Source organism: Streptomyces bauhiniae (assembly GCF_004784475.1).
In the GTDB taxonomy this organism is placed as follows: Bacteria; Actinomycetota; Actinomycetes; order Streptomycetales; family Streptomycetaceae; genus Streptomyces; species Streptomyces seoulensis.
The window spans coordinates 917,973-935,630 of record NZ_SRRT01000001.1; the positions used below are offsets into that span (position 1 = coordinate 917,973).

The 17,658-nt window shown below is 70.5% G+C and carries 20 protein-coding genes and 2 riboswitches; of the genes, 16 read left to right on the forward strand and 4 right to left on the reverse strand.

Going from position 1 to position 17,658, the window contains the following annotated elements; translation table 11 throughout:
- Window positions 1–15 precede the first annotated feature (15 nt).
- Window positions 16–132, reverse strand: a riboswitch (glycine riboswitch).
- Window positions 133–221, reverse strand: a riboswitch (glycine riboswitch).
- 181 nt (window positions 222–402) lie between these two features.
- The 10 genes from E5083_RS04345 (at window position 403) to E5083_RS04390 (ending at window position 11,311) form a co-directional block, all read left to right on the forward strand.
- Window positions 403–1,068 (forward strand): AAA family ATPase, encoded by a 666-nt coding sequence (locus E5083_RS04345; RefSeq protein ID WP_135784219.1) that lies wholly within the window; start codon window positions 403–405, stop codon window positions 1,066–1,068.
- Window positions 1,069–1,132: 64 nt separating this feature from the next.
- Complete coding sequence (locus E5083_RS04350) at window positions 1,133–1,924, forward strand: enhanced serine sensitivity protein SseB (RefSeq protein ID WP_135784220.1); 792 nt, start codon at window positions 1,133–1,135, stop codon at window positions 1,922–1,924.
- 197 nt (window positions 1,925–2,121) lie between these two features.
- Complete coding sequence (locus E5083_RS04355) at window positions 2,122–2,847, forward strand: enhanced serine sensitivity protein SseB C-terminal domain-containing protein (RefSeq protein WP_208753976.1); 726 nt, start codon at window positions 2,122–2,124, stop codon at window positions 2,845–2,847.
- 392 nt (window positions 2,848–3,239) lie between these two features.
- The gene (locus E5083_RS04360) at window positions 3,240–4,238 is read left to right on the forward strand and encodes an ABC transporter permease (RefSeq protein WP_030808264.1); all 999 of its coding nucleotides are present in this window, start codon (window positions 3,240–3,242) and stop codon (window positions 4,236–4,238) included.
- Window positions 4,239–4,293: 55 nt separating this feature from the next.
- Window positions 4,294–6,039, forward strand: coding sequence for an ABC transporter substrate-binding protein (locus E5083_RS04365; RefSeq protein WP_135784222.1), 1,746 nt, complete (start codon window positions 4,294–4,296; stop codon window positions 6,037–6,039).
- 72 nt (window positions 6,040–6,111) lie between these two features.
- Entirely contained in the window at window positions 6,112–7,119 is a 1,008-nt protein-coding gene (locus tag E5083_RS04370) for an ABC transporter permease (RefSeq protein WP_135784223.1), read from the forward strand.
- Window positions 7,116–8,213: an ABC transporter ATP-binding protein gene (locus tag E5083_RS04375; RefSeq protein ID WP_135784224.1), complete on the forward strand. Its 1,098-nt coding sequence runs from the start codon at window positions 7,116–7,118 to the stop codon at window positions 8,211–8,213. Before E5083_RS04370 ends, E5083_RS04375 begins: the two co-directional genes overlap by 4 nt.
- The gene (locus E5083_RS04380; protein WP_425276687.1) at window positions 8,210–9,637 is read left to right on the forward strand and encodes an ABC transporter ATP-binding protein; all 1,428 of its coding nucleotides are present in this window, start codon (window positions 8,210–8,212) and stop codon (window positions 9,635–9,637) included. The genes E5083_RS04375 and E5083_RS04380 overlap by 4 nt, the downstream gene beginning before the upstream one ends.
- A gap of 84 nt (window positions 9,638–9,721) precedes the next feature.
- Entirely contained in the window at window positions 9,722–10,381 is a 660-nt protein-coding gene (locus tag E5083_RS04385) for a trimeric intracellular cation channel family protein (RefSeq protein WP_135784225.1), read from the forward strand.
- 69 nt (window positions 10,382–10,450) lie between these two features.
- A complete protein-coding gene (locus tag E5083_RS04390) occupies window positions 10,451–11,311 on the forward strand; it encodes a thioesterase family protein (protein ID WP_031181726.1) in 861 nt (286 codons plus the stop codon).
- 12 nt (window positions 11,312–11,323) lie between these two features.
- Here the strand turns inward: E5083_RS04390 and E5083_RS04395 are convergent, their stop codons facing one another.
- The gene (locus E5083_RS04395) at window positions 11,324–11,971 is read right to left on the reverse strand and encodes a TetR family transcriptional regulator (RefSeq protein WP_135784226.1); all 648 of its coding nucleotides are present in this window, start codon (window positions 11,969–11,971) and stop codon (window positions 11,324–11,326) included.
- Window positions 11,972–12,093: 122 nt separating this feature from the next.
- Here E5083_RS04395 and E5083_RS31080 point away from each other — a divergent pair, with 122 nt between their 5' ends.
- From E5083_RS31080 to E5083_RS04415, 5 genes are all read left to right on the forward strand, one after another.
- Window positions 12,094–12,258 carry a hypothetical protein gene (locus tag E5083_RS31080; RefSeq protein ID WP_167513447.1) on the forward strand — a complete coding sequence of 55 codons (165 nt, stop codon included), beginning with the start codon at window positions 12,094–12,096 and terminating at the stop codon, window positions 12,256–12,258.
- A gap of 37 nt (window positions 12,259–12,295) precedes the next feature.
- Window positions 12,296–12,571 carry a DUF4190 domain-containing protein gene (locus E5083_RS04400; RefSeq protein ID WP_135784227.1) on the forward strand — a complete coding sequence of 92 codons (276 nt, stop codon included), beginning with the start codon at window positions 12,296–12,298 and terminating at the stop codon, window positions 12,569–12,571.
- Window positions 12,572–12,626: 55 nt separating this feature from the next.
- Window positions 12,627–13,796, forward strand: coding sequence for a cysteine desulfurase family protein (locus E5083_RS04405; protein WP_135784228.1), 1,170 nt, complete (start codon window positions 12,627–12,629; stop codon window positions 13,794–13,796).
- Window positions 13,797–13,894: 98 nt separating this feature from the next.
- Entirely contained in the window at window positions 13,895–14,128 is a 234-nt protein-coding gene (locus tag E5083_RS04410) for a type II toxin-antitoxin system VapB family antitoxin (protein WP_135784229.1), read from the forward strand.
- Entirely contained in the window at window positions 14,125–14,535 is a 411-nt protein-coding gene (locus E5083_RS04415) for a PIN domain-containing protein (RefSeq protein ID WP_135784230.1), read from the forward strand. Before E5083_RS04410 ends, E5083_RS04415 begins: the two co-directional genes overlap by 4 nt.
- Window positions 14,536–14,542: 7 nt before the next feature.
- Here the strand turns inward: E5083_RS04415 and E5083_RS04420 are convergent, their stop codons facing one another.
- The gene (locus tag E5083_RS04420; protein ID WP_135784231.1) at window positions 14,543–15,202 is read right to left on the reverse strand and encodes an N-acetylmuramoyl-L-alanine amidase; all 660 of its coding nucleotides are present in this window, start codon (window positions 15,200–15,202) and stop codon (window positions 14,543–14,545) included.
- A gap of 96 nt (window positions 15,203–15,298) precedes the next feature.
- Here E5083_RS04420 and mnmA point away from each other — a divergent pair, with 96 nt between their 5' ends.
- Window positions 15,299–16,423, forward strand: a complete 1,125-nt coding sequence (mnmA, locus tag E5083_RS04425; RefSeq protein ID WP_135784232.1) for a tRNA 2-thiouridine(34) synthase MnmA — start codon at window positions 15,299–15,301, stop codon at window positions 16,421–16,423.
- Between the two features lie 13 nt (window positions 16,424–16,436).
- Here the strand turns inward: mnmA and E5083_RS04430 are convergent, their stop codons facing one another.
- Together E5083_RS04430 and E5083_RS04435 are read right to left on the reverse strand one after the other, a co-directional pair.
- Complete coding sequence (locus E5083_RS04430) at window positions 16,437–17,219, reverse strand: alpha/beta fold hydrolase (RefSeq protein ID WP_135784424.1); 783 nt, start codon at window positions 17,217–17,219, stop codon at window positions 16,437–16,439.
- Window positions 17,220–17,280: 61 nt separating this feature from the next.
- The gene (locus E5083_RS04435; protein WP_135784233.1) at window positions 17,281–17,604 is read right to left on the reverse strand and encodes a DUF427 domain-containing protein; all 324 of its coding nucleotides are present in this window, start codon (window positions 17,602–17,604) and stop codon (window positions 17,281–17,283) included.
- Window positions 17,605–17,658 lie beyond the last annotated feature (54 nt).

Consider the following 17,658-nt stretch of genomic DNA (forward strand, 5'->3'; position numbering starts at 1 on the left):
TGGGGCGAGGAACGTTCCTCCCCATCTGTCATCGGAACCTGAGAGGTTCGCCATGACCGGCCCCCAGGGGGGTGTCACTGGCTTGCACCTTGGGTGGGGCCACTGCGACAGCGGCCCGCTTTTCAGATGTGCCTCGCCCGCGCGGTAACGGTGCCTGAGAGATTCAAGGGAGGGACTTGCTCCTTCGGCGCCCCGGATGGGGACTCTCCCGCGCGGATTCAAACGGCCGGTATGCAGTTGGCGGGCACATCATCGCACGGCAGGGCCCGGCCCTGAAGGGGCCACCGGCTGTGACATGCCCGTAGCCGTTCCGGGACCCGTCCGGCGACCTCGCGCATTACCTTCTCTTTACATTGGTTGGGCAGGGGATGACCTGAGCCCACTGGGGGAGGGACGATCACGGTGAACAGAACCACGGTGTACGCCACGACCACCGGCATCCCGGTGCGGCAGCGGCCCTGCGCGGGCGCCCGGGAGCAGGCGAAGAGCCCCGCGCCGGCCGTCCGCGACCTGCGCGACCGCCCCGGCGGCGGCCCCCGCACCCTCCGCTTCGGCCCCCGCGACCTCGCCGTCGTCACCGGGCTGCCCGGCAGCGGCAAGTCCACCCTGATGCGCCGTACGGTCCCCGGCCGCCGCGTCGACTCCCAGGACGCCCGCGACCGCTGGGCCGCCCGTCTGCCCGCCGCGCTGCCGTACGCGTTCTACCGCCCGCTGGTCCGCCTCGCCCACTACGCCGGGCTGCGCCGCGCGCTGGCCTCCGGCGAGGGCGTCGTCGTGCACGACTGCGGCACCCAGCCCTGGGTGCGCGCCTGGCTCGCCCGCGAGGCGCGCCGCAGGGGCGGCACCCTGCACCTGGTCCTGCTCGACGTGCCCGCCGACACCGCCCGGCGCGGCCAGCGCGAGCGCGGCCGGGGCGTCTCCCGGTACGCCTTCCACCGTCACCGCACCGCCACCGCCCGCCTGCTGGACGCCGTGGAGCGCGGCGAGAGCCCGGCCGGCTGCGGCTCGGTCGTCCTGCTGGACCGCGCCTCGGCGGACGGCCTGAAGCGGATCGAGTTCGCCACGTGAGCGCCCGCATCCGTACCGGATAGCCTTCTGCACCACAGCATGACTCCCAGCAGGCGGTAGGCACATGGACTTCCCGGCGGACCTTCCCGCGGACTTCCCGGCACAGGCACACCCCCACCCGCACGGCGGTTGGCCCGGCAACGAACTGGAGGAGGTCCTCTCCGCCTCCCTCGGCATACCCGCGGCCGGCGCCCGCGTCATCGAAGTGCTGGCCCGCGCCTTCGTCTGGATACCCCTGCCCAACGGCGGCGGCCCGCACAGCGGTCCGCTCGACCTGCCCACCGTCGAGATCGACGGCCAGGTGTACGTCCCGGTGTTCAGCTCCGAGGAGCAGTTCCGGCAGTCGCCCGGCGGACACCTCCCGCACACCGTCGCCCCCGCCGTGGAGTTCGCGCGCGGACTGCCGCCGCAGGCGGGCATCGTCATCAACCCCGGCGGCGTGGTCGGACTCCCGCTGCCGCCCGACGCGGTGGCCGCGCTGTGCCGGGCCGGGGGCTCCCCGCTGGACGGTCCCGCCTCCGGCGGCCGGGTGCGGCTCTTCGAGCCCGACTGGCAGGAGGACCCGGTGGACTTCCTCGCCGCCGCCTCCGCCGAGTTCGCCGCGACCGGCGTGGTCGTCAGCGCCCGGCGCTGCCTCGCCGTCATCGAGACGGCCGAGCCGGTGCTCTTCGTCGGCGTCGAACTCGCCCACTTGGAGGGCGACGCGCGCGCCCTCCCGCTGGACGCCCTCGGCAAGGCCCTCGGCCGCGCCCCGGCCCCCTGGCCCGTCAACCTGGTCCTCCTGGACGCCACCCAGGACCCGGTGGCCGACTGGCTACGGACGAACGTCCGCCCCTTCTACCAGTACGGCAACTGATTCAGCAGGGCCGAGCCCCGAAGGGGGGAGGCCCTCAGGGGCGCGGGGAACTGCGCGACAAACCACGACGCACCCGCACCCGCGAACCGGCACAACCCCCCACCCCGGTGGGCGCTTAAGCTGTCATCACACGCGGGGAACATGACGAAGGGGCGGTAGGACAGGTGAGCGCGAGCCCAAGCGGCAGCGTCGAGCACATGCTGCGCCAGGTCACTCCCGGACGCTACGACGCCTACGAGGCACTGCTCCGCGCCCTCGCCACCCCTTCGTCCGGCCAGATCTGGATGCTCCTGTGGCACGGCCAGGCCGGCTCCCCGGACGCGCAGTACGGGAGGATGGAGGTCGACGGCTTCGGCTATGCCCCCTGCGTGACCTCCGCCCAGGAACTCTCCGCCAGCGGCTGGAACCGGTCCTACGAGGTGGTCGACAGCCTCGACGTCGCCCGCACCCTCTACCCGGAGCAGTACGGCCTCTGGCTCAACCCGCACGCCCCCGGCGGCGGCGTCGGCATCCCCTGGCTGGACCTGCGCCGCATCGCCACCGGCCTGGACCGCCAGCCCGCCGGTCCCCTGCGGCTGTCCGAACCCGCCATCGAGGTACCGCAGTTCTACGCCCTGCTCGCGCAGAACGCCCACCGCACCCCCGCGCTGCGCTCCCTGCGCCGCGCCTGGGTCCAGCCCGCCCTCGGCGCCCCCTACCTCGCCCTCGGCCTCGACGTGTACGAGTCGACCCCGGCCGCGGTGGACTCCGTCCGCGCGATGATGCAGCAGTCGGTCGGCGCGGTCCCCGAGGGCCTGCCGGTCTCCACGGTCGCCATGACCGACGACTTCGACCCCGTCGTCCTCTGGATGCGCGCCAACGCCCGCCCGTTCTACGACCGCGAGGCCCACGGCGCGGTGGCTCCGGTGGGCGGGGCGTACTGACTCCCGCTCCCCGCGCCCGTGTTCGCGACGGCTACGGAGCAACACAACGCGTGTGAAGCAAATGTGGTGGCCCCTCGGCCGCTCGGGGGTCTCCACGGCACCTCTGCGCGCGTAGACGGACACCGCTACGAGCCCATCCGCGCCGAATGGCCGGTCTGTCCCAACTGGCCACTATTCGATAATAGTTACCCGCGGATCGGATAACGGAATCCCCTGTAACGCATCACAGTTGCGCATACTTTCGCCGTCAGCTCTGGCGGGTGATCGCGACCAGGTTGAAGACTCCCGAGTCAGAGCACGAAGTGAAGACTTCGTGATCGAGGCAAAGCGACAAAGCCGCGATCAGCGGCAGGCACAGGCCGGTCACCACCGGCGAGAGGGGTCAGGTCACTGTGACCGCACCGATCGAGACCACCGGAGCCGAAGCCGAGGTACAGCCCGAGGCTGTACTCGACGGCGCCGGCAAGGGACGGATCGAGGGTCGTTCTCTCGGGCAGATCGCCTGGTCCCGTTTCAAGAAGGACAAGGCGGCCGTCGCCGGAGGCGTCATCGTCATCCTCCTGGTCCTGATGGCGGTCCTCGCCCGGCCGATCCAGGCCGCCTTCGGGCTCGACCCCAACGCGTTCCACCAGGACCTGATCGACCCCAACACCTCGCTCCCCAAGGGCGCTTGGGGCGGCATGAGCCTCGACCACCCGCTGGGTGTGGACCCGAAGTTCGGCCGTGACACCGCCACCCGCATCCTCGAGGGCTCCTGGGTGTCGCTGGTGGTCGCCTTCGGCGCCACCATCCTGTCCAACGTGATCGGCGCGATCCTCGGTGTCGTCGCCGGCTACTACGGCGGCCGGGTCGACTCGGTCATCAGCCGCCTGATGGACACCTTCCTCGCCTTCCCCCTGCTCCTCTTCGCCATCGCGATCTCGGCCACCCTCCAGGGCGGCGCGTTCGGCCTCACCGGCCTGCCGCTGCACCTGAGCGTGCTGATCTTCGTCATCGGCTTCTTCAACTGGCCCTACCTGGGCCGGATCGTGCGCGGCCAGACCCTCGCCCTCCGGGAGCGCGAGTTCGTCGACGCCTCGCGCGGCATGGGCGCCAAGGGCCCGTACATCCTCTTCCGTGAGCTGATGCCGAACCTGGTCGGCCCGATCATCGTCTACTCGACGCTGCTGATCCCGACCAACATCCTCTTCGAGGCATCCCTGAGCTTCCTCGGCGTCGGCATCCAGCCCCCGCAGGCTTCCTGGGGCGGCATGCTCCGCGACGCGGTGAACTTCTACCAGGTCGATCCGCAGTACATGATCGTGCCCGGTCTCGCCATCTTCCTGACCGTCCTGGCGTTCAACCTGCTGGGTGACGGTCTCCGCGATGCTCTCGACCCGCGCAGCCGCTGACGTCTGCCGCGACGAGTCCACCAGATTTCCGACAGTGAAGGGGAAAGCGCCCATCATGCGAAGGTCAGCGCTGGCCGCGATAGCGGCCATTGGCTCCGCGAGTCTGCTCGTTGCAGGCTGCAGCAAGGCCGATGACAACAAGAACGACGCCAAGTCTGCCGGGGCCAACGCCGCGACCAAGAGCGTCGTCAATGCCTCGGACAAGAAGGGCGGGACGGTCACCTACGAACTGTCCGACGTCCCGGACTCGTTCGACCCCGGCAACACGTACTACGCGTACATGTACAACCTCAGCCGGCTGTGGGCCCGCCCGCTGATGACCTTCCAGCCCGCGCCGGGCGAGAAGGGCAACACCCTGGTCCCCGACCTCGCGGCCGGCAAGGGCACGCCGAGCGACGGCGGCAAGACCTGGACGTACAAGCTGCGTTCGGGCCTGAAGTACCAGGACGGCACGCCGATCACCTCGAAGGACGTCAAGTACGCCGTCGAGCGCTCCAACTTCGCGCGTGACGTGCTCTCCCTCGGCCCGAACTACTTCCAGCAGCTCCTGGCCGGCGGCGACAAGTACAAGGGCCCCTACAAGGACAAGAGCGACAAGGGCCTGTCCTCCATCGCCACGCCGGACGACACCACCATCGTCTTCCACCTGAAGCAGGCGTTCCAGGAGTTCGACTACCTGGTCGCCGCGCCGCAGACCGCGCCGGTGCCGAAGGCCAAGGACAACGGCGTCGACTACGTCAAGAACATCGTCTCCTCGGGCTCGTACCAGTTCCAGAGCTACGACGACGGCAAGCAGGCCGTCCTCGTCCGCAACAAGAACTGGGACGCGAAGAACGACACCCTGCGCAAGCAGCTCCCGGACAAGATCGTCGTCAAGCTGAAGGTCAACGCCGAGACGATCGACAAGGACGTCCTCGCGGGCAACGCGATCGACCTCGCCGGCACCGGTGTCCAGTCCTCGACCCAGGCCCAGGTCCTCGCCGACCAGAACAAGAAGGCCGGCACGGACAACACCTTCGGTGGCCGTCTCGTCTACATGGCGATCAACACCAAGGTGAAGCCGTTCGACAAGGTCGAGTGCCGCAAGGCCGTGCAGTACGCGATCGACAAGGTCTCGGTGCAGACCGCCGAGGGCGGCCCGATCCGCGGCGACATCGCCTCCACCGTCCTGCCGCCCGACATCACGGGCTACGAGAAGGCCGACGCCTACGCCACCGCCGGCAACAAGGGCGACGTGGCGAAGGCCAAGGAGCAGCTCAAGGCCTGCGGCAAGTCGAGCATCTCGACCAACATCTCGGCCCGTTCCGACCGTCAGCCGGAGATCGACGCCGCCACGGCGATCATCAACTCGCTGAAGAAGGTCGGCATCAACGCCACCCTCAAGCAGTACCCGTCGGGCAAGTACTTCACCGACTACGCGGGCGTGCCGAAGTTCACCGAGAAGCAGAACATCGGCCTGGAGATGATGCAGTGGGGTGCCGACTGGCCCTCCGGCTACGGCTTCCTGCAGCAGATCCTGAACGGCAAGGCGATCAGCCAGTCCGGCAACACGAACCTGTCGCAGTACGACAACAAGGACGTCAACGAGCTGCTGGGCAAGTCCATCGCGACCCAGAGCGAGTCCGAGCGCAACACGTTGTACGCGCAGATCGACAAGAAGACCATGGATGACGCGGTCATCGTCCCGCTGACCTACTTCAAGGTCCTGCTGGCCCGCCCGGCCAACTACACCAACCTGGTCTCCACGGCTGCCTTCAGCGGTCAGTACGACTACCTCAACATCGGCTCCACCCAGAAGTAGCAGCCCCGGAAGGCAGGTGAAGGCATTGGTGCCCGCGGGTCCCCCGACCCGCGGGCACCAGCGCCGGTCCCCGTGATCTCGTACATCCTCCGCCGGACGTTCGCGGCAGTGATCCTGCTGCTGGTCGTCTCCGCGGTCACCTTCGCCATCTTCTTCCTGCTGCCACGGCTGGCCGGCCAGACAGCGGACCAACTGGCGCAGCAGTACATCGGCAAGAGCCCGTCGAAGGCGGACATCGCCGCGGTCAAGCACAACCTCGGTCTTGATCAGCCGATCTACGCGCAGTACTGGCATTTCATCAAGGGGATCGTGTCCGGCGCGACCTACGACCTCGGCCCGACCACGGTGCACTGTGACGCGCCGTGCTTCGGTTACTCCTTCAAGAACCACCAGGCGGTGTGGCCCGAGCTGACCTCCCGCCTTCCGATCACCCTCTCGCTGGCGCTGGGCGCCGCGGTGCTGTGGCTGGTCTCGGGTGTGATCGCCGGTGTCATCTCGGCACTGAAGCCGCGCTCGTTCCTCGACCGCACCTTCATGGGTGTGGCCCTGGCCGGCGTCTCGCTGCCCATGTTCTTCACGGGCAACCTCGCCATCCTGCTCTTCGTGTACCAGTGGCCGATCTTCGGCAGCACCTACGTCCCGTTCACCGAGAACCCCGGCCAGTGGGCCAACACCCTGTTCCCGGCGTGGTGTTCGCTGGCGCTGCTGTACTCGGCCATCTACGCGCGCCTGACCCGCTCGGGCATGCTGGAGACCATGAACGAGGACTTCATCCGCACCGCCCGCGCCAAGGGCCTGCGGGAGAAGCGGGTCGTGTTCCGGCACGGTCTGCGTGCCGCCCTCACCCCGATCATCACGGTCTTCGGCATGGACATCGGTCTGCTGCTCGGCGGCGCGGTGATCACGGAGTCGGTGTTCTCGCTGCCCGGCATCGGCCAGTACGCGGTGCAGGGCATCACCGACAACGACCTGCCCAAGATCCTCGGCGTGACCATGCTCGCCGCCTTCTTCGTCGTGATCGCAAATCTCCTGGTGGACGTGGTGTACGCGGCCGCCGACCCGCGCGTGAGGCTCTCGTGACCGAACTTTCCAAGACCGGCGCCGCCGTGGGGGAACCCGTGTCCCCCGCCACGGCTTCCGAGGCGTTCCTGGAGGTCCGCGACCTCAAGGTGCACTTCCCGACCGACGACGGCCTCGTCAAGTCCGTCGACGGGCTCAACTTCTCGCTGGAGAAGGGCAAGACGCTCGCCGTCGTCGGCGAGTCCGGCTCCGGCAAGTCCGTCACCTCGCTGGCGATCATGGGCCTGCACCGGCTGGGCGCGCGCGGCAAGAACGTCCAGATGTCCGGCGAGATCCGCCTGGCCGGCCAGGAACTGGTCTCCGCCTCCCCGGACGAGGTGCGCAAGCTCCGCGGCCGCGAGATGGCGATGATCTTCCAGGACCCGCTGTCCGCGATGCACCCGTACTACACGATCGGCAACCAGATCGTGGAGGCGTACCGGGTCCACAACAAGGTGACCCGGAAGGTGGCGCGCAAGCGGGCCATCGAGATGCTCGACCGGGTCGGCATCCCCGAGCCCGGCAAGCGGGTGGACAGCTACCCGCACGAGTTCTCCGGCGGTATGCGCCAGCGCGCCATGATCGCCATGGCCCTGGTCAACGACCCCGAGCTGCTCATCGCGGACGAGCCGACCACCGCGCTCGACGTGACCGTGCAGGCGCAGATCCTGGACCTGATCCGGGACCTGCAGAAGGAGTTCGGCTCTGCGGTCATGATGATCACCCACGACCTCGGTGTGGTCGCCGAGATCGCCGACGACGTGCTGGTGATGTACGGCGGCCGGTGCGTGGAGCGCGGCCCGGTCGACGAGATCTTCGACAAGCCGCAGCACCCCTACACCTGGGGTCTGCTCGGCTCGATGCCCCGCATCGACCGGGTGACCGAGGAACGGCTGATCCCCGTCAAGGGCCAGCCGCCGAGCCTCATCAACGTCCCCTCGGGCTGTGCGTTCAACCCGCGCTGCCCCTACGCGGACATCCCCAAGGGGAACGTCACCCGCACCGTGCGCCCCGAGCTGGAGCTGGTGGACGCCGGGCGGCACTGGACCGCCTGCCACCTCTCGGCCGAGGACCGCGAGCGGATCTGGACCGAAGAGATTGCGCCGAAGCTGTGACTGAGACCAACAAAACCGACGGGGCCGCGATCCCGCAGCAGGCGCCGGCCCCCGAGACCGGCGGGGAAGACCGGGACGTGCTGCTCCGCGTCGAGGGGCTGACCAAGCACTTCCCGATCAAGAAGGGCATCCTGCAGCGCCAGGTCGGTGCGGTGAAGGCCGTCGACGGCATCGACTTCGAGGTGCGCAAGGGCGAGACCCTGGGCGTGGTCGGCGAATCGGGCTGCGGAAAGTCCACGATGGGCCGGGTCATCACCCGCCTCCAGGACCCGACCGGCGGCAAGATCACCTTCGACGGCCAGGACATCACCCGGCTGGGCACCGGCCGGATGCGTCCGCTCCGGCGCGACATTCAGATGATCTTCCAGGACCCGTACGGCTCCCTGAACCCCCGGCACACCATCGGCTCGATCGTCTCGGCGCCCTTCCGGCTCCAGGGTGTCGAGCCCGAGGGCGGGGTGAAGAAGGAGGTCCAGCGGCTGCTGGAGCTGGTCGGCCTGAGCCCCGAGCACTACAACCGCTACCCCCACGAGTTCTCCGGCGGCCAGCGCCAGCGCATCGGGATCGCCCGCGCGCTCGCGCTGAAGCCGAAGCTGGTGGTGGCGGACGAGCCGGTGTCCGCGCTGGACGTGTCGATCCAGGCGCAGGTCGTCAACCTCATGGACGACCTCCAGGAGGAACTGGGTCTGACGTACGTGATCATCGCGCACGACCTCTCGGTCGTCCGGCACGTGTCGGACCGGATCGCGGTGATGTACCTCGGCAAGATGGTCGAGATCGCGGACCGCACCTCGCTGTACGAGGCGCCGATGCACCCGTACACCAAGGCCCTGATGTCGGCCGTGCCGGTTCCGGACCCCAAGCGCCGGGGCGCCAAGAGCGAGCGCATCCTGCTCCGCGGTGACGTGCCCTCGCCGATCTCGCCGCCGTCGGGCTGCCGGTTCCACACCCGGTGCTGGAAGGCGACGGAGATCTGCAAGACCACCGAGCCCCAGCTCCTGGAGCTGCGGCCGGGGCAGCGGGTCGCCTGCCACCACCCGGAGAACTTCGCCGACCAGGCCCCGCAGGACACCGTCCTGCTGACGGCGGCGAAGGAAGCCTCCGAGCTGGTGCCGGACGCGGTGCTGGAGGAGTCGGCGGAGACGTCGGCCGCCGTCGCGGCGGAGGTCGCCGAGACCGTCACCACCAAGGAGCCGGAGGCCGAGAAGCCTGCCGTCACCAAGGAGCCGGAGGCCGAGAAGCCTGCCGTCACCAAGGAGCCGGAGGCCGAGAAGCCTGCCGTCACCAAGGAGCCGGAGGCCGAGAAGCCTGCCGCCACCAAGGAGCCAGAGGCCGAGAAGCCTGCCGTGGCCAAGGTCGAGAAGACTGAGAAGGCCGAGAAGAGCACCACCGTCGACACCGAGAAGGCTGCCGACGACAAGTGAGCCGGCGGCCGCCGTTCGCCCGGCGGCCGCCCCTCCCGCCTTGCTTCGCAAGGTCCGCACCCCGCGACAGGTCAGAATGTGCGGGTGCAGCTCGATCAGATCTTCAGTCCCTCCGTCCAGCACACGCTCGATGTCATCGGCATCTTCGTGTTCGCCATCTCCGGCGCCCTGCTGGCCGTCCGCAAGAACTTCGACGTCTTCGGGATGGCCGTGCTCGCCGAGGTGACCGCGCTGGGCGGAGGGCTCTTCCGTGACCTGATCATCGGGGCCGTACCCCCGGCCGCCTTCACCGACCTCGGGTTCTTCGTCACCCCGCTGCTCGCCACCGTCGTGGTCTTCTTCCTCCACCCGCACGTGGAGCGCATCCAGGCGGCGGTGCTCGTCTTCGACGCGGCCGGACTCGGCCTGTTCTGCGTCACCGGCACCACCAAGGCGTACAGCCACGGCCTCGGCCTGACCGCCTCCGCCACCCTGGGCCTGGCCACCGCCGTCGGCGGCGGTGTGCTGCGCGACGTGCTCGCCAACGAGGTGCCCTCGCTGCTGCGCTGGGACCGCGACCTGTACGCGGTGCCCGCGATCGTCGGCGCGACGATGGTGGTGCTGTGCATCCGCTTCGACGCGCTGACCTCCGTGACCAGCGGGCTCGCCGCGGCCACCGCGTTCGTGCTGCGGCTGCTGGCCATGAAGTTCCACTGGCGGGCACCGCGCGCCTGGAACCGGCGGTCCACGGTCATGGAGGAATGAGATCCACTGTTCATGCCGCCGCAACGCAGAAAGCTACCGCTTAGTAATTAGCTGTTGTACCGTTCACCCATGCCAGAAGCAGCCTCCGCCCCCGCCACTCGAGCCGTGATCGGCGACAGCGAGTTCGACCGCGACACCGAGGTCGTCCGCCGCGCGCCCGGCGTCTACGACATCGACCTCTCGGCCGGCTGGACCATCATCAGCGCCGTCAACGGCGGCTATCTGCTGGCCGTGCTCGGCCGGGCCCTCGCGGACACCCTCCCGCATCCGGACCCGTTCACCGTCTCCGCGCACTACCTGACGGCGTCCCAGCCCGGCCCCGCGGTCATCCGCACCGAGACCGTGCGCACCGGCCGCACCCTCTCCACCGGCCAGGCGTCGCTGTTCCAGTACGACGCCGAGGGTAACGAGGTGGAGCGCATCCGCGTCCTCGCCTCGTACGGCGACCTCGCCGCGCTCCCCGACGACGTGCGGACGAGTGCCGTACCGCCCGCGATGCCGCCGCTGGAGCGCTGCCTCGGCCCGGCGGACGGTCCGGCGCCGGTGGACGGCAGTTCGGCCATCACCGAGCGGCTGATGCTGAAGCTGGACCCGGCCACCGTCGGCTGGGCGGTCGGCGCGCCCTCCGGCAAGGGGGAGATGCGGGCCTGGTTCGGGCTGGCCGACGGCCGGGACGCGGACCCCTTCTCGCTGCTGCTCGCGGTGGACGCGCTGCCGCCGACCGCGTTCGAGATCGGGCTGACCGGCTGGGTGCCGACCGTCGAACTGACCGTGCACGTACGGCACCGGCCCGCGCCGGGGCCGCTGCGGGTGTCCATCACCACCCGCAACCTGGCCGGCGGCTTCCTGGAGGAGGACGCCGAGGTCTGGGACAGCGAGGACCGGCTGGTCGCGCAGTCCCGCCAGCTCGCGCGCGTCCGCCTGGGCTGAACCGGCCCTGTTTCACGGCCCGGAGGGCGTCTCCTGGTCCAGCCAGTGCCTGCTGCCGAGCGTGATCAGGCGCAGTTGCCGGACGGCCAGGTGGGTCACCCGCTCCCACTCGCCCTGCGGGGCCTCCAGCGCCTCCAGGAAGAGCTGGGCGGTGATGAGCATCTGGTCGACGTAGAGATGCGCGAGCATCGTCAGGTCGTCGTCCGACCAGCCCTCCGACTCGCGGTCCAGGGCCAGTTCGGCCTTCACCTCCTCGGTGAAGCGCGCGAGCTGGTCCCGGATCGCCTCGCGCACCGGCTGCACCCCGCCGTGCCGCTCGCGGGCGATGAAGCGGACGTGCGCCGGGAAGGCCCGTACGAGCCGGTCGATCAACTCGACCGCGCGGCCGATGCGTTCCTCCGAGTCGTTCGCCGCCGAGACCGTCGGCCCCACCATCGGGTGCAGGCTGCTCAGCGCCTCCTCGACCAGGGCCACCCCGAGATCCGCCGTGGAGCGGAAGTGCCGGTAGAACGCGGTCGGCGCCACCCCCACGGCACGGGTCACCTCGCGCAGTCCCAGACTGCTCAGGCTCTGCTCCTCCAGCAGCACCAGGGCCGCGTCCAGGAACGCCTGACGGGTCTTCTGCTTCTGGGCCTGCCGGATGCCGAGGGTGTGACTCATGTCATCCAGTTAACAACTGTTCTCCGGAATTGGAAAGCCGTGCGGAGGGTTAGACTCGGAGTCAGTGAACAAGTGTTACTACAACTGTTCACCGAGACCGACCCTGAGGGGGGATCGAAACCATGCTGTTCCTCGTTGCCGCACTCATGCTGCTCGGTGTCGCGCTCGGCACCGTGGCGCACGTACCGGTGGGCGTCAGCGTCGCCGTCGCCGCCTTCATCGGTGTCTGGCTCGTGATCTTCGCCGTCCGTGAGCGCCATGGCCGACGACGCACCCCCAGCCACTGACCCGTCCGCCCGCACCGACCATCAGGAGCTGAGCACCATGCATCTCACCGCACCTGCCACCGGTCAGGTCGAGGCGAAGCCGCGCCGCGACGCCGACGGCATGGCCGTCGCGTCCTTCATCCTCGGCCTGCTCGGCCTGCTCGTCCTCAACCTCTTCCTGGGCCCCGTCGCCATCGTCCTCGCGGGTGTCTCGCTGTGGCGCGGCACCAGCCGCCGGGGCCGCGCCTACCTCGGCCTGGCGCTCGGTGTGGCCGACCTCGTGGTCCTGTTCGCCACCATGCAGTTCACCGACACGGTGTCCTGGAGCCTGTGACCGACCGGCGCGGGGCCGATGGCGCCCCCGCGCGGCCCGTAGAATCGGCGTCACCATGGCTTACCTCGACCACGCGGCCACCACGCCGATGCTTCCCGAGGCCGCGCGGGAGCTGACCGACCGGCTCGGCGTCACCGGCAACGCGTCCTCCCTGCACGCCTCCGGCCGCCGGGCGCGCCGCACCGTCGAGGAGTCCCGCGAAGCCCTCGCCGAGGCCCTCGGCGCCCGCCCCAGCGAGGTGGTGTTCACCTCCGGCGGCACCGAGGCCGACAACCTCGCCGTCAAGGGCCTGTACTGGGCCCGCCGCGCCGCCGACCCCAGCCGGGTCCGGGTGCTGGCCAGTCCCGTCGAGCACCACGCGGTGCTGGACGCCGTCCACTGGCTGAGTGAGCACGAGGGCGCCACCGTCGAGTACCTCCCCGTCGACGCGCACGGCCGCGTCCACCCCGAGGTGCTGCGCGAGGCCATCGCCCGCAACCCCGACGACGTCGCGCTGGCCACCGTGATGTGGGCCAACAACGAGATCGGCACCCTGATGCCGGTCCGTGAACTGGCCGACGTAGCGGCCGAGTTCGCGGTGCCGCTGCACGCCGACGCGGTGCAGGCGTTCGGCCAGGTGCCGGTCGGCTTCGCCGCCTCCGGGCTCGCCGCGATGACCGTCTCCGGCCACAAGATCGGCGGCCCCTACGGCATCGGCGCCCTGCTGCTCGGCCGCGAGTACAGCCCCGTACCCGTGCTGCACGGCGGCGGCCAGGAGCGCCATGTCCGCTCCGGCACGCTGGACGTGCCCGCCATCGCCTCCTTCGCGGTCGCCGGACGCCTCGCCGCCGAACGGCAGGAGTGGTTCGCCCGCGAGATTGGCACCCTGCGCGACCGCCTGGTGGAGGCCGTACAGGCCGCCGTGCCGGACGCGCTGCTCGGCGGCGACCCGGCACCCGGCGGCCGGCTGCCGGCCAACGCGCACTTCACCTTCCCCGGCTGCGAGGGCGACTCCCTGCTCCTGCTGCTGGACGCCCAGGGCATCGAGTGCTCCACCGGCTCCGCCTGCACCGCGGGCGTCGCCCAGCCCAGCCACGTCCTCCTCGCCACCGGCACCGACCCCGACCTGGCGCGCGGCACCCTGCGCTTCTCCCTGGGCCACACCTCGACCCAGGACGACGTGGACGCCGTCGCCAAGTCCATCGGCCCCGCAGTGGAACGCGCCCGCGCGGCCGGGCTGACTTGACGGACCTTGCCGGGCCTCACGCACGTCGGTCCTCATGTGATGTGGGCGATGTATGCTCTCCATGTACATAGCCGATAGCGCTTCAGGTGAGGTGGCTCATGACCGTCACGCAGATCGACCTGGACGACGAAACGCTGGCCGCGGCCATGCGGCTGATGGGAACCACGACGAAGAAAGAGACGGTCAACACGGCCCTGCGTGAGTACGTGCGCCGGGTCGAGCGTCTCAGGGCGGCCGAGGCCCTCGCTGAACGCGGTGCACGCGGGGAGTTCGACGCCGCCGCGCAAGCACACGCGGCGGCGAAGCGCGCCCGCCTGGACGCCGCCGAGTGAACAAGTTCCTGCTCGACACCTCCGCCCTGTGGTACTTGTTCCGCACGCCGGGCGCGCTGGGGTCCTGGGAGGGTTACATCGGAGCGGGCGGTTTCTGGATCTCCGAGCCGACGCGCACCGAGTTCCTGTACTCGGCCGTGAACTCCGCGCACCGTGACGAACTCGCCGACGAGCTGGACACGCTCTGCTCCCTCGCTCCCGTGCCGAAGGGTGCCTGGCGCTGGGTCGACACGGCTCAGTACAAGCTGACGCAGAAGGGGCAGCATCGATCGGCCGGCGCCATTGACCTGCTCGTCTGCGCCACCGCGGTTCACCACGATCTGACCGTCCTGCACCTGGACGACGACTTCACCACCGTGGCCCGCGTGGTCACGGAACTGCGCGAACGGAATGTGCGCGACCGCTGACCGCCGTCTAGGCCGAGGTCTTCCCGAGCGCCGTACGGGCCCCGCGCGCCAGCCGTATGTACCGGTCCCAGTCCCAGTGCGGGCCGGGGTCCGTGTGGTCCGTGCCCGGCACCTCGACGTGGCCGATGACGTGCTCCCGGTCGACCGGCATGCCGTACCGCGCGCATATGGCGGCCGTCAGCCGGGCCGAGGAGGCGTACATCGCGTCCGTGAAGGACTTCGGGTCGTCCACGAAGCCGACGTGCTCGATGCCGACACTGCGCTCGTTGAAGGACCGGTTGCCCGCGTGGAAGGCCACGTCCAGCTCGCGGATGAGCTGGGTGACCCGGCCGTCCGCGCGCACGATGTAGTGCGCCGCCGCCTGGTGCGCCGGGTCCTGGAACACCTTCACCGCCGACGCGTACCCGCCCTGGGTGACATGGACGACCACCCGGTCCACCGGGTAGTCGTCCGGGCGGTCCGCGTGCCGGTAGTTGGCCGGGGAGGCCGCCACCCAGCGGGCGCCCGCGAAGTCCACCGCGCCCGGCACCCGCTGCCGCTCCACGCCCGGCAGGCGCCAGTACAGCCGCGAAAGCTCGTCGTGCGCCAGCGCAGCCGCCCCCGCCGCGGCCACCGCACCTCCGATGAGCAGCGCGCGCCGGCCCAGTCTGCGATCCCCGTCGTCCATCTCCACCCCGTACGCCCCGATTCCGCCGAACCCCTCCTGATCACCAACGCACACCCGGCGTCCCCGGTTCCCGCGGCCCCGTACCCTGGAAGGGCTATGACTGAGACCTCGCCGCGCCCCCTCCGCGTCCTCGCCGCCATGTCCGGTGGCGTGGACTCCGCCGTCGCCGCCGCGCGTGCCGCGGAAGCCGGTCACGACGTGACCGGTGTCCACCTCGCGCTCTCCGCCAACCCGCAATCCTTCCGGACCGGCGCGCGGGGCTGCTGCACCATCGAGGACTCGCGCGACGCCCGCCGCGCCGCCGACGTCATCGGCATCCCGTTCTACGTCTGGGACCTCGCCGACCGCTTCCGCGAGGACGTCGTGGAGGACTTCATCGCCGAGTACGAGGCCGGCCGCACCCCCAACCCGTGCCTGCGCTGCAACGAGAAGATCAAGTTCGCCGCGCTGCTGGACAAGGCGCTCGCGCTCGGCTTCGACGCGGTCTGCACCGGCCACTACGCCAAGGTGCTGGTGGACGAGGACGGCAACCGCGAGCTGCACCGCGCCTCCGACATGGCCAAGGACCAGTCCTACGTGCTCGGCGTGCTGGACGACCGCCAGCTCGCGCACGCCCTGTTCCCGCTCGGGGACACCGTCACCACCAAGGACGAGATCCGCGCCGAGGCGGAGCGCCGGGGCCTGGCCGTCGCCAAGAAGCCCGACTCGCACGACATCTGCTTCATCGCCGACGGCGACACCCAGGGCTTCCTCGCCGGCCGGCTCGGCAAGGCCGAGGGCGACATCGTGGACGAGGACGGCAACCGGCTCGGCACCCACGAGGGCGCCTACGGCTACACCATCGGCCAGCGCAAGGGCCTGCGCCTGGGCACCCCCGCCCCCGACGGCAAGCCGCGCTACGTGCTGGACATCTCCCCGGTGAACAACACGGTGACCGTGGGCCCCGCCGCCGCCCTCGACGTCACCGCGCTCACCGCGATCAAGCCCCGCTGGTGCGGCACCGCCCCCGAGGGCCCCGGCACCTACACCGCCCAGCTCCGCGCCCACGGCGGCGAGACCGAGGTCGACGCCGAGCTGGTGGACGGCGAACTGCGGGTCACCTTCACCGAGCCCGTCCGGGGCGTCGCCCCCGGCCAGGCGATCGTGCTGTACGACGGCACGCGCGTGGTCGGCTCGGCGACCATCGCCACGACCACGCGGGCCACGGCCGCCGCGGTCTGATCCCCGGCCCGGCTCAGCCAGTGACGAAGTCGGCCAGCACCGGTGCGAGGAACGCCGGCTCGACCGCGTGCGTCTGCCCCTCCAGCACCGCGTACGCGCCGTCCGGCACCGCCTCCGCGACCGCGCGGGCGCCCGCGCGCAGCCACTCTGGGCTCAGGCTGCCCGTCACCGACAGCACCGGCACCGGGACGCGGGAGAGCAGCTCCGCCGGGAGCAGGCCGTCGCCCATCAGGGCGGCGTCGTACGCGAGGCTCGGCGCGACCTGCTCCAGGCCGGGCCACATGGGGGACTGGCGGGCCCGCTGGATCATCTCCTCGCCCAGCCCGGTCAGCCGCAGGAACAGCTCCGCCGCCCCGCCCCGGTCGCCCGCCGCCAGCGCTACGTCCAGGGCCGCCGCGTACGCCACCTGGCGTTCCGGGCCCTCGGGCAGGAAGTCGTTGAACGGCACCTCGTAGACCGCCGCCCGGGTCACCGGCAGACCGCTCGCGGCCGCCAGCAGGGCCAGCGCGCCGCCCGAGGACAGCCCGAAGAGCGCCGCCTCGCCGCCCACCGCCGTAAGGAGGGCCGCCAGGTCCTCCACCTCGCGATCGACCGCGTACGGCGCCGTGTCACCGCTCGCGCCCCGGCCCCGGCGGTCGTAGACGACGGCCCGGCAGCGATCCGCGAGCGCCGCCGCCAGCGGGGCGAGCGTGAGCCCGGTGGACATCGCCCCGCTGACCAGGATGACCGTGGGCCCCTCGCCGGTCACGCGGTACGCGAGCGAGGTCCCGTCGACGGAAGTCGTCTTCTTGTCCATGCCCGTGGACACTGCCGTACGGGTGCCGGAGTCACCGGTCACGACACGGCGCGCCGCGCCGTCAGGCCACTTCGGGGTCGTAGAAGCAGTAGTGGTCCTTGATCCGGGCCACCTCCGGCTTCGGGTCCGGGTACGCCCACACCAGATCGGGCGCGTCCGGCAGCGACCAGTAGGACGCCGTGCCCTTGAAGGGGCAGTCGGTGTGGGTGTCCGACTCGGTCAGCAGATCGAGCCGGACGTCCTCGGCGGGGAGGTAGTACCGGGGCGGACAGCCCGTCTCGTGCAGCACGAGGGGGCGGTCGGTCTCCGCGAGCACCTGGCCGTCGTGCACGACGCGCACGCGCTGCTCGCCCTCTTCGATGGTGATCGTGTGTCCGTGTGCCATACCCGGACAGCACGGGAGGGGCCGCCGTTGTTCCCGCGTGCCCGCGTACCGTGG